Source organism: Myxococcus vastator, assembly GCF_010894475.1.
In the GTDB taxonomy this organism is placed as follows: Bacteria; Myxococcota; Myxococcia; order Myxococcales; family Myxococcaceae; genus Myxococcus; species Myxococcus vastator.
Map to the genome: position 1 here is coordinate 1 of NZ_JAAIYB010000270.1, position 11,430 is coordinate 11,430.

The following is an 11,430-nucleotide window of genomic DNA, read 5'->3' on the forward strand; positions in this document are numbered from 1 at the left end:
AGCCAGGACGTGCCCAGCCACGCCGTGCCCACCGCCGCCACGTCGTTCGGCGTGAAGCCCTCATAGGTGAGCCCGGGCCCTACATCCGCCTGACGGCCGTCACGGAGGGACAGCCCGTAGCGAAGGCGCAACGAGGCGTGCTCGGCCACCACCTCCGCGTGGGCGGAGGGCGTGGCCAGCATGACGAGGAGCACCAGCGCCAGGCGCGCCACGGAGCAACGCGGGAGAAGCGGGAGCGGCAAAACGCGGCGGAGTATAGAGAAAGCCGGGAAGGCCCCCAACTCCGTGGACCAGGCCCGCTCCACCTCCTCGCGCTCAGGGTGCGGATCCGTGGCCTCCACCCCACAGGGCGTCCGGAGGGCATGGGAACGGGCACGGAACCGCTTCCAGGAAGCGGAAGGCTTCTTGCTGGAGTGGAGACGCTTTGCTAAGCATCCTGACGGTCGGTAGCGCCTCGTCTAACCTCGTGGATTCACTCTAGAAACATCGGAGCGTCGCCATGAGCGGGACGAGCGAACGCTGAGGAGCGCATACGCCCATGGGCACGCAACTGGTGATGTACGAAGAGGAGTTCACCAAGATCAACGCCGTTTGCGACCGGCTTACCAAGGACGCGAACGCGAAGGTGGTCTTCCTCGTCGACAAGAACGGGCAGCTCATCTCCTCCGCGGGTCAGACGCAGAACATCGACACCACGTCACTGGCCTCGCTGACGGCCGGCAACGTGGCGGCGATGGGGGGCCTGGCCAAGCTGATTGGGGAGAACGAGTTCCCCAACCAGTTCCACGAGGGGGCCAAGGACTCGCTGTACATGACCATCGTCGGCAGCCGGGTCGTGCTGGTCGTCATCTTCGACAACCGCACCAGCCTCGGCCTCGTCCGCCTTCGCATCAAGAAGGCCAGCGACGAGCTCACGAAGATCTTCGAGAGCCTGGTGAAGAAGACGGACAGTCCTGGAGCTGGGTCGCCCTTCGCCGAGATCTCCGACGACGATATCGACAACCTCTTCAGCGAGTAACCCGGGAAGCCATGTCCTTCATCAATTACTCATCCCGCGAAATCAACTGCAAGATTGTCTATTACGGGCCCGGGCTCTGCGGGAAGACGACGAACCTTCAGTACATCTACAACAAGACCGCCGCGGAGACGAAGGGCAAGCTCATCTCCCTCTCCACGGAGACGGACCGCACGCTCTTCTTCGACTTCCTGCCGCTGTCGCTCGGTGAGATTCGCGGCTTCAAGACGCGCTTCCACCTGTACACGGTGCCCGGTCAGGTCTTCTACGACGCCAGCCGCAAGCTCATCCTCAAGGGCGTGGACGGTGTCGTGTTCGTGGCAGACAGTCAGATCGAGCGTATGGAAGCGAACATGGAGTCGCTCGAGAACCTCCGCATCAACCTTGCGGAGCAGGGCTACGACCTGAACAAGATTCCGTACGTCATCCAGTACAACAAGCGCGACCTGCCCAACGCGGTGACGGTGGAGGAGATGCGCAAGGCGCTCAACCCCCGCAACATCCCGGAGTACCAGGCCGTGGCTCCCACGGGCGTGGGCGTGTTCGACACGCTCAAGGCCGTGGCGAAGCTCGTGCTCACCGAGCTCAAGAAGGGTGGTTGAAGCAAGCGCCCAGGCGGGCGACCCCGGTCCCCGCCCACGGCGTGGCAAGACGTCCTACAGGCAAGGGTGCTATGTCCTCCCTTGCCGTCAGGTCGGACCGTCTGCCCACTGAGGTCGTACCGTGCGTGTCGCCGCCCCCTTCCCGCTCCTCGCCCTGCTGGGCGCCGCCCTCTGTGGGCCGGCGCTCGCGCAGGAGCCCGCCGCCGCTCCTCCCTCCGCGCAGGCCACTGCGACCGCGGACGAGGCGTTCGACACCCGCGTGAAGACGCTGGAGGAGAACGTCGTCGACCTGAAGGAGAAGATCTACCGCTCCAAGGCGCGCCTGCTGCTGCTGCAGGAGACGGTGCTGGGCGGTGACGTCTCCACCGGCGCCCGGGCCGTCATCGTCCACAAGAACGAGATGGGCGGCTCCTTCGAGCTGGAGTCCGTGGCGTACGCGCTCGACGGCGCGCCCGTCTACACGCAGGTGGATGAAGAGGGCCAGACGGACCTGGGCAAGCGCGAGCGCTTCGAGGTCTTCAACGGCCGCATCGTCCCCGGGCAGCACCAGCTCGCCGTGCGCCTCGTGTACCGGGGCAAGGGCTACGGCGTGTTCAGCTACCTGGAGGGCTACAAGTTCAAGGTGCAGTCCAGCTACACCTTCAATTCGGAGCCGGGGAAGACGTCCACCGTGCACGTGGTGGGCTACGAGCAGGGCGGCATCACCACGGACCTGAAGGACCGGCCCGCGGTGCGCTACGACGTCTCCGTCGCGCGGGAGTCGGGCCGCAAGGCCGCGCCGCCGCCCGTCACCCGCTCCACTCCCGGGCAGTAGAGGGCCAGACGGTGAACGCGTCTCTCCGTGCCCTCGCTCTCGCGGCGGCCCTGCTGGGGCCGGCGGCCGTCCGTTCCGCCCAGCCCGCGCAGGTGCCCGCGCCCCCGCCGACCGCGCGGGACCTGTCGCCGCGGCTCGACGCGGTGGAGACGGGGCTGCTCGGCATCGAGGAGAGCCTCCACTTCGTGGAGACGCAGTTCACCCAGCGCGCCGAGCCCAGTGACGACGACGCCCGCGCGCGCCGCTTCTCCGACGGCGAAATCCACTACCTGCTGGGCGACTGGCCGGCGGCGTCCGTCCTCTTCTACGACCTGGTGAGCGACCCACGCTTCCGCCCGCATCCGCGCTATCCGGACGCGCTGTTCTACCTGGCGGACTCGCTCCTGGCGCAGCGCAACTTCATTGGCGCGCGCTTGTACCTGCGCGAGCTGCTGGCCCTGCCCCCCACCTCCGGCCACTACCGCGAGGCCCTGTCGCGCTACCTGACGGTGGCCGGCCGCCTCAACTACTTCGACGGTGTCGAGGCCTACGTGGCGCAGGCCCGCGCGCTGTCCGGCGGAGCGCTGCCCCCGGAGGCGGCCTACGTCCACGCGAAGTGGCTGTTCCGGCGCACGGACCTGGCGCCCGCGGACCGCATCGCCCAGGCCCGCGCCGCCTTCACGCCGCTGGCGCAGGCGCCCGACGGCGCCTTCCGGCTCCAGGCCGCCTACCACCTGGGCGTGTTGTCCATGCAGGAAGGTGACCTGCCCGCGGCCATCACCCGCTTCCAGCAGCTGGCCACCCCCCTCTCCGACCAGGCCGCGCAGGCCGCTCCGGGCAGGACGGGCCCGCGCCGCGCCGCGCCCACGCCGGAGGAGGAAGCCCTCCGCGTGCGGGAGCTGGCGCTGATGTCGCTGGGGCGGCTGCTGTATGAGACGGGCCGCTTCGACGACGCGCTGGACCGCTACGGCCAGGTGCCCCGTGACAGCGAGTCCTTCCCGGACGCGCTCTACGAATCCGCCTGGGTCCACGTGCGCCAGGGCCACTACCAGCAGGCGAAGAACGCCATCGACATCCTGCTGCTGGTGGCGCCCGACTCGCAGCTCGCGGCCGAAGGCCGCATCCTCCAGGGCAACCTGCTCCAGAAGCTGCGCCGGTACGACGAGGCCACCGACGCCTATACCCACGTCATCGACACCTTCCAGCCCCCCAGGGAGCAGGTGGACGCGCTGCTGGGCTCGCACAGCGACCCGGTGGCGTACTTCGACCGGCTGCTGGTGCGCGCGGACGGCCCGCTGGACCTGCGCACGGTGCTGCCGCACCTGGTGCTCAAGTACGCCACCACGCAGCGCGAGGTGACGGACGCGGTGCGGCTGGTGGAGGACCTCGACAGCGGCCGCCGGGGCCGGAGCGAGGCCGCGGCCATTGCCCAGCGCATCCTCCACGCCCTGGACACGCGCGGCCTGGAGACCTTCCCGGAGCTGCAGGAAGTCAACGCGCGCGCGGACGCGGTCGACACCTCCCTCACCCAGGCGGAGGCGGAGCTGGTGCGGGTGGAGACGCTCGCCATGCAGGGCGTGCTCACGCCCGATGAAGTGGCGCGGCTGACGCAGGCCCGGCAGGCGCGCGAGGCCCTGGAGCGCCGCTTCTCCGCGCTGCCCACCTCGCTGAAGGCGATGGAGGACCGCCGCGAGCGCATGCAGCGGCGCGTGGACGCGGTGGACCGCGAGGCCCACCGGCTCGACGTCGAGCTCCAGTCGCTCCACGCCATCGCCGCCTCGGTGCGCAAGTGGGTGGATGACTCGCGGCCGCTCCGGCAGACGCCTCCGGACGAGGAGCGCGAGTTCCTGGTGCAGTTGCAGGGGGAGGTCCAGACGCTGAAGGACCTCAAGGCGGAGCTGACCGCCACGCGCGCGCGGCTGGCGGACGAGCGCAACGCCGTGGACACCACCCTGGCCGGCGAGCACGCCATCCGCACCGCCTACGCGGACTCCCTGCGGCGCGAGCACGCGCTCCTGCGCCAGGCGGAGCCCCGGGCGGACGCGGAGGTCCTGGCCACGCTGCGGCGCACCCAGGGCGCGCGCGGCAGGCTGGACGTCCTGCGCGGACGGGTGACGGCGGCCCGGGCCGTGGTGCGCGAGCGGCTGGAGCGCCAGGGCCGCGTCATCCGCGAGAAGGTCGTGGCCGAGCAACAGCTCCTGAAGCGCTACGAGGCCGAAGTGGCCACCGTGTCCGGTGACGCCCGGCAGTTGGTGGGCCGCATCGCCTACGACAGCATCCGCCGCGTGCGGCAGCAGTTCTACGACCTGGTGCTCAAGGCGGACGTGGGCGTGGTGGACGTGGCCTTCAACGAGAAGCAGGACAAGACGACGGCCATCCAGACGCTCTCCGCGCAGAAGGACGAGGCCCTGCGCGAGCTGGACGCCGAGTTCCAGGACGTCCTGTCCGAGGTGAAGGAGTGATGCGCGCCCGTCTCCTCGCCGCGCTGCTCGCCCTGGGGGGCCCCGCGTCCGCCGCGGAGGCTCCCGCCGCGCCCGCATCCCCCTACCTCCAGGGCATGGGACGCACGCCCGAGCAGGAGGCGCTGTTCCAGGAGGTGAGCAGCGCGCTCGAGCTCTACGAGTCCGAGTCGCGTGAGTTCCACCGCGAGGTGCAGGAGTTGGTGGAGCAGCGCTACGAGCAGAAGCGTGGCGCGCTGGCGGCCTCCTACGAGAAGCGCATCAAGGACCTGGAGGCCCAGGAGCGCCGCGAGCGGCTGGACGCCATCGCCCGGTTCGAGGCGTTCCTGCGCCGCTACCCCGCCGAGCCGCGCTTCACGCCGGACGTGATGTTCCGCCTGGCGGAGCTCTATTACGAGCGGTCGTCAGATGACCACCTGCTGGCGATGCGGGACTACGCGGAGCGACTGGAGGCGCACGACCAGGACCCGGGCGCGGAGTTCCCCACCGAGCCGCGCGTGGACTACGCGCCGTCCATCGCGCTCTACCGCGAGCTGCTGGCCACCTTCCCGGACTACCGCCTCAACGACGGCGCCTGGTACCTGCTGGCCTACTGCCTGGAGAAGCAGGACCAGTACGACGACAGCCTCCACGCGTACGAGCAGCTCATCGCCCGCTACCCACAGAGCCGCTTCGCCACCGAGTCCTGGGTGCGCATTGGCGAGTACTGGTTCGACAACTACGAGGACCCGCAGGCCCTGCCCAGGGCCGCGCGGGCCTACGAGGCCGCCACGCGCGACGCCTCGCACCCGCTCTACGACAAGGCGCTCTACAAGCTCGGCTGGACGTACTACCGCATGGACCGCTTCGAGCCGGCGGTGGCGTCCTTCCTGACGCTGGTGGAGTTCTACGAAGCCCAGCGCGTGGCGAAGGGCGACGCGACGGCCGGCGGCGACCTGCGCGAGGAAGCGCTCCAGTACGTGGCCATCTCCCTGGCGGACGACACCTGGGGCGGCATCGCCCGAGCGGACGCGCTCTTCGCGGAGCGGGGCCCGCGCCCCTACGAGGCCGAGGTGTACCAGCGGCTGGGCAACGTCTACTTCGACCAGACGAAGCACGCGCCGGCCATCGAGGCCTATCGCCGGGTGCTGCAGAAGGCGCCGGACGCACCGGACGCGCCCCTGGTGCAGCAGCGCATCGTCCAGGCCTACGAGCGGGACCGCCTGCTGGGCCTGTCCTTCGCCGAGTCCGAGGCCCTGGCCAACCTCTACCAGCCCGGCGGCGCCTGGCACGAGAAGAACAAGGGCGACACGGCGGCCATCACCCGCGCCAACACCCTGGTCGAGCGCAGCCTGTACGGCAGCGCCACCTACCACCACCAGCAGGCCCTGGTCTTCAAGCAGGAGGGCAAGTTCGAGCAGGCCCGGAGCGCCTTCGACGTCGCCGCCCGCGCGTATGGCACGTACCTGGAGCGCTTCCCGCGGACGAAGAGCGCGGGCGACATGCGCTTCTATTACGCGGAGTGCCTCTACAACGCCTTCCAGTTCGCCGCCGCCGCGCGCGTCTATGAAGAGGTGCGCGACACGGACGCGGCCAACAAGCACCGCCCGGACGCGGCCCTCAACGCGGTGCTCGCGTGGCAGCAGCAGCTCACGCTGGACCTCCAGGCGGGCACGGTGCCGGAGTCCAGGACGCTGCGCTCGACGGAGCGGCCCCAGGGCCAGGCGGTGAAGCCCCGCCCCTTCGCGCCCACCGAGCAGAAGCTGGTGGCCGCCGCGGACGCCTACGTGGCCCTGCTGCCCGCCGGAGAGAAGGCGCCCGGCATCGCCTACCAGGCCGCGGAGCTGTACTACTCGCACGACGACTTCCCCGAGGCGCGCCGCCGCTTCGAGGCCATCATCCAGGCGTACCCCAGCCACGAGGTGGCCCGCTACGCCACCAACCTCACCATCGAGACCTTCCTCATCGACGAGGACTGGCGGAGCGTGGAGTCCGTCAGCGCGCGGCTGGCCAGCAACGACAAGGTCATCGACCCGTCCAGCGACCTGCACGCGCAGCTGGTGAAGTTCAAGCTCGCCGGCCGCTTCAAGCTCGCCGACCAGCTCATGGCCGAGTCCAAGTACGAAGAGGCCGCGGCGAAGTACATCGAGCTGGTGGACGAGTCACCCCGCCACGAGTTCGCGGACAAGGCCCTCAACAACGCCGCGGTGGCGAATGAGAACACGCGCCGCTTCGACTCCGCGCTGAAGCTGTACGAGCGCATCTACCGCGAATACCCGTCGTCGCTGCTGGCGGGCGGGGCGCTGTTCCGCGTGGCGGTGAACGCGGAGAACTCCTACGACTTCGACAAGGCCGTCGTCAGCTACCAGAAGCTGGTGAAGGACTACCCGGCCTCGAAGGACCGGGAGGCCGCGCTCTTCAACGCCGCGCGCCTGCTGGAAGGCCAGCAGCGCTACCCGGAGGCGGCCGCCGCCTTCATGCGCTACTCGGACCTGTTCCCCAAGGCGGAGGACGCGCCGAAGAATCAGTACCGCGCCGCCATCATCTACGCGAAGCAGGGCAACCCCCGCGGAGAGGTCCGCGCGCTGCAGGAGTTCGTGCGCAAGTTCGCCTCGCGGTCCAGCCAGGTGGAGCTGGTGGTGGACGCGCACCGGCGCATGGGCGACGCCCACCAGAAGCTGGGCAGCACGCGCGAGGCCCAGCGCGCCTGGGAGCGCTCCGCCGCGGAGTTCGACCGGCGCAAGCTCCAGCCGGACACGCACCCGCTGGCCGCGGATGCCGCCGCCTACAGCCGCTTCCAGCTGGCCGAGCTGGAGTTCCAGAAGTTCGACAAGCTGAAGATTGGCGGCAAGGGCAAGGCGCTGGAGCGCAGCTTCACGGCGAAGCGCAACGGCGTGAAGGCCGTCAACACCGCGTACGCGCGCGTCTACCCGTACAAGCAGCTGGAGTGGACGCTGGCCGCGCTCTACCGCCGGGGGTACGCGCTGGAGCGCTTCGCCAACACCATCATCGAGACGCCCGTCCCGGTGGAGGTGAAGCGGATGGGCGAGGAGGCGGTGGTCGTCTACCAGGACGCGCTGGTCCAGCAGACCACCTCGCTGGAAGAGGCCGCCGTGGAGAGCTACGCCGCCACGCTGGCCGAGGCGCGGAAGAACCGCCTCAACAACGCGTGGACGCGCCGCACGCTGGAGTCCCTCAACCGCTTCCGGCCCAAGGAGTATCCGGTGCTCAAGGAGCCCAAGCAGGAGCTGGCCGCGGACGCCACCTATCCGGATGGGCTGGTGGGCAGCCTCACCGGGCCCGTGCGCTCCACGCCGCAAGAGGGCCCGCGCCTGTCCGGGGAGGCAACGAAGTGAGTCCTGGCCCGCGTCCTTCCCGCGCCCGCGCGCTGACCTCCGGGGTGCTGGCCGCCAGCCTCTGGCTGTCCGCGTGCGCCACCACCCCCGCCGTCACCCGGCCAACGCCCGACAAGGCAGCCTCCACCGAGGACGCGGGCACCGCCGCGACGCCGCCGGACGCGGGCGCCGCCGCGGAGCCGCAATCGCGGCCCCTGCCCCGCCCGGAAGCGCCGCGCGGCCCCGAGCGTGACTTCGTCGAGGCGGTGGAGATTGCCCGCCGGGGAGAGCTGACCGCGGCCGAAGCGGCGCTGCGCACCCTGGTCGAGCTGGACCCGAAGCTGGACTACGCGTGGACGAACCTGGGCATCGTCCAGGAGCGGCTGGGGAAGACGGCGGACGCGGAGCGCGCCTACCGCGAGGCGCTGGACGCGGCCCCCGAACAGCAGTCCGCGTGGGACTGCCTGGCGCGCCTGTATGGCCGCACCGGCCGCACGGCGAAGCTGGAAGCCGAGCTGCGCGAGCGGCTGTCGTCCCAGCCGGAGTCGGTGGCGCTGCGCACCGCGCTGGCCATCACCCTGCTCCAGGCGAAGAACCACGCGGGCGCCTCGGCCGAGGCCAAGCAGGCGCTGAAGGGCGACGAGCGGCACGTGCGCGCCATGCAGGTGCTGGCGCAGGTCTACTACCGCGAGGGCAAGCACGAGCTGGCGCGCATGGTGCTGGAGAACGCCCGCGCCATCGACCCGAAGGACGCGGCCACGCACAACGCGCTGGGGCTGGTGTCCCTGGCGCTCGACGCGCGCCCCCAGGCCCTGGAGTCCTTCAAGACGGCCGCGCGGCTGCGGCCGGACTTCGCGGAGGCGCGCAACAACTTCGGCGCCATGCTCAACGAGGCCCAGGACTACGCGGCCGCCGTCACCGAGCTGGAGGCCGCGGTGCGCGCCGCGCCGGACTTCGCGTCGGCCCGCCTCAACCTGGGCAACGCCCACCGGGGCCAGGGCAACTTCGCGCGGGCCCGCGCCGAGTATGAACAGGTGCTGCTGCTGATGCCGGGCGCCGCGGACGCGTACTTCAACCTGGCCATCCTCTACCTCGACGTGGAGCCGCCGGGGATGGAGACGCTGAAGCGCTACAAGACGGCCCTCACCCACTTCGACAACTACCAGGCGCGCGGCGGACGCGATGAGCGCATCCCCCAGTACGTGAAGGACGCCCGCAAGCTCATGGAGCGCGAGGAGCGGCGGCTGGAGCGCGAGCAGAAGGACCAGCTCCGCAAGGCCGCCGAGGCGCAGAAAGCCGCCGAGGCCACGCCGCCCGAGGGAACACCGCCCGCCCCCACGGTGTCCAACCCGGAGCCAGGCACGCGCGTCGCGGCGCCTGGCGCCTCACCTTCCACCACCTCCGCCCCCAGCAGCCCGGCACCGTCACCGGACGGCGCGTCCGCTGCCCCGGTGCCCACCGGCTCGGGTAGACTCACCACCGACGCCCAGTGAATCCGCCATGCGCTCCGCCTTCGCCCTCATCGTGCTGCTCGCCGCCGCGCCCGTGCTGGCCCAGGACGCCAGTCAGGCCTCCTCGTCCAGCAGCGGCGCCGCGGCGCCGAAGAAGGCCCCGCGCAGAGTCATCCGCCTGGAAGCCCTCACCGTCGAAGGCCGCATCCAGAAGCCCCAGGCCATGTACATCCTCCAGCGCTCCAACCTGAGCTTCGACGACCTCAGCCGCACCGAGAGCTTCGTGCCCAAGGTCGAGAAGAGCGTGGAACAGGAACCCTTCTAGTCCCATGGCCGCCACCTCGCAGAACAAGCTGCTCCGCGTCGGCGTCATCCAGAACGGCCGCATCGTCGAAGAGCACCACGTCCGCCGCGAAGCGGTCACCATCGGCCACGACGCGAAGAACACCATCGTCCTGCCCGCCACCGAGGGCCGCCCCGCCCGCTTCGCCCTGCTGGAGAACCAGAACCAGCAGTTCCAGCTCGTCATCGCGCCGGACATGAAGGGCCGCGTCAACCTGGGCTCATCCGACGTGGACTTCGAAGCCCTGCGCGCGCAGGGCCTGGCCACCCGCCGCGGCGACCTGCACGTCCTGCCCTTGCCGGAGAGCGCGCGCGGCAAGGTGGAGCTGGGGGACGCCACCCTCTTCTTCCAGTTCGTCACGCCGCCGCCCGACGAGGCGAAGCCGGTGCTGCCCGCGGACGTCATGGTCAGCCGATGGAAGACGATGGACCGCGTCTTCTTCGGCATCCTCGCCGCCTCGCTCCTGGTCCACTTCTCCGGCGCCGCGCTCATCATCACCTCGGAGACGCCGCAGGTGGCCGAGCTGGAGCTGGACGAGCTGGATGACCGCTTCGTGCGCGCCATCATCCCCCAGCGCCCGGTGGAGGCCCTCAAGCCGGCGGACACCGGCGCCGCGGAAGCGCCCAGGAGCGACACGCCCGATGCCGCGCCCAAGGAGGACACGCCCGCGCAGGACAAGCCCGCGGGTGACGCCGCCCAGCAGCGCCGCGCGGAGGTGGTGAAGAAGGTCTCCGGCAAGGGCCTGCTGAAGATTCTGGGCTCCAACAGCGGCGGCGGCCAGGGGGCCTTCGCGGACGTGCTGGGCGGTGCCAGTGGCGGCGGTGACATCGCCGAGGCCCTGGCGGGCGCGGGCGGCGTGGGCGTGGCCCGCGAGGCCTCCGTGGGCGCCACCGGCGGTCCTCGCGGCGGCGGCGCGGGCACGGTGACGGACATCGGCGCCATCGGCACCCAGGGCGGCGGCAAGGTGGACCTGGGCGACAAGAAGGAGGCGGTGGTGAGGGGCCGCGTGCAGGACGCCACGCCCGAAGTCGAGAGCTCCGACGTGGACCGCGACGCCCTGGCCCGCTACGTCCGCGCGCGAAAGGCCGCCATCCAGAGCTGCTACGAGAAGGAGCTCAAGCGAAACCCCCGCCTCAAGGGCAAGGTGGTGGTGCGCTTCACCATCAAGACGTCCGGCCGCGCCGGGGACATTGAAATCGAGGAGAACACCCTGGGCAGCGAGGCGGTGGGCAGCTGCATCCGCACCACCATCCGCAGCTGGGTGTTCCCCTTCAAACCCGACGACGAGACAGCCGTTTCCTACCCCTTCGTCTTCGCGCCGGCGGGCTAGTCCTCAGACTGCGCGAAGTTAAGGCATGAGCCGCTGGTTGTATGAGGGGGTGGCTCATGAAGCCCACGGCAAGGAAGCAGGCGGCGCCCATCAAGGTGAAGTTGAAGGCGGAGGACCGCCGAC

8 protein-coding genes and 1 pseudogene are annotated in these 11,430 nt (G+C 70.5%); 8 read left to right on the forward strand and 1 reads right to left on the reverse strand.

Features of this window, described 5'->3' with window-relative positions; genetic code table 11:
• Positions 1-212, reverse strand: a pseudogene (locus tag G4D87_RS40285) (hypothetical protein); the annotation flags it as partial.
• Between the two features lie 326 nt (positions 213-538).
• Here G4D87_RS40285 and mglB point away from each other — a divergent pair.
• The 8 genes from mglB to G4D87_RS24025 all read left to right on the forward strand — a co-directional run bounded on the left by mglB (position 539) and on the right by G4D87_RS24025 (position 11,307).
• A complete protein-coding gene (mglB, locus tag G4D87_RS23990; protein WP_002637270.1) occupies positions 539-1,018 on the forward strand; it encodes a gliding-motility regulator GTPase-activating protein MglB in 480 nt (159 codons plus the stop codon).
• 11 nt (positions 1,019-1,029) lie between these two features.
• On the forward strand, positions 1,030-1,617 hold the full coding sequence (gene mglA, locus G4D87_RS23995; protein WP_002637269.1) for a gliding-motility regulator Ras-like GTPase MglA: 588 nt from the start codon (positions 1,030-1,032) through the stop codon (positions 1,615-1,617).
• Positions 1,618-1,738: 121 nt separating this feature from the next.
• Positions 1,739-2,431, forward strand: a complete 693-nt coding sequence (locus G4D87_RS24000; protein ID WP_163784536.1) for a dihydrolipoamide acetyltransferase — start codon at positions 1,739-1,741, stop codon at positions 2,429-2,431.
• A gap of 11 nt (positions 2,432-2,442) precedes the next feature.
• Entirely contained in the window at positions 2,443-4,872 is a 2,430-nt protein-coding gene (locus tag G4D87_RS24005) for a tetratricopeptide repeat protein (RefSeq protein ID WP_163784537.1), read from the forward strand.
• Positions 4,872-8,204 carry a tetratricopeptide repeat protein gene (locus G4D87_RS24010; RefSeq protein ID WP_240358543.1) on the forward strand — a complete coding sequence of 1,111 codons (3,333 nt, stop codon included), beginning with the start codon at positions 4,872-4,874 and terminating at the stop codon, positions 8,202-8,204. The genes G4D87_RS24005 and G4D87_RS24010 overlap by 1 nt, the downstream gene beginning before the upstream one ends.
• Positions 8,201-9,676, forward strand: coding sequence for a tetratricopeptide repeat protein (locus G4D87_RS24015; RefSeq protein ID WP_163784539.1), 1,476 nt, complete (start codon positions 8,201-8,203; stop codon positions 9,674-9,676). Before G4D87_RS24010 ends, G4D87_RS24015 begins: the two co-directional genes overlap by 4 nt.
• Positions 9,677-9,683: 7 nt before the next feature.
• Positions 9,684-9,959 (forward strand): hypothetical protein, encoded by a 276-nt coding sequence (locus G4D87_RS24020; protein ID WP_163784540.1) that lies wholly within the window; start codon positions 9,684-9,686, stop codon positions 9,957-9,959.
• Between the two features lie 4 nt (positions 9,960-9,963).
• Entirely contained in the window at positions 9,964-11,307 is a 1,344-nt protein-coding gene (locus G4D87_RS24025; protein WP_163784541.1) for an AgmX/PglI C-terminal domain-containing protein, read from the forward strand.
• The last annotated feature ends 123 nt before the right edge of the window (positions 11,308-11,430 follow it).

Bases quoted from the DNA above. Each gene is read 5' to 3' on its own strand.
- G4D87_RS24025 (WP_163784541.1), top strand. From the start codon at position 9,964: ATGGCCGCCACCTCGCAGAACAAGCTGCTCCGCGTCGGCGTCATCCAG.
- mglA (WP_002637269.1), top strand. From the start codon at position 1,030: ATGTCCTTCATCAATTACTCATCCCGCGAAATCAACTGCAAGATTGTC.
- G4D87_RS24010 (WP_240358543.1), top strand. From the start codon at position 4,872: ATGCGCGCCCGTCTCCTCGCCGCGCTGCTCGCCCTGGGGGGCCCCGCG.
- G4D87_RS24020 (WP_163784540.1), top strand. From the start codon at position 9,684: ATGCGCTCCGCCTTCGCCCTCATCGTGCTGCTCGCCGCCGCGCCCGTG.
- mglB (WP_002637270.1), top strand. From the start codon at position 539: ATGGGCACGCAACTGGTGATGTACGAAGAGGAGTTCACCAAGATCAAC.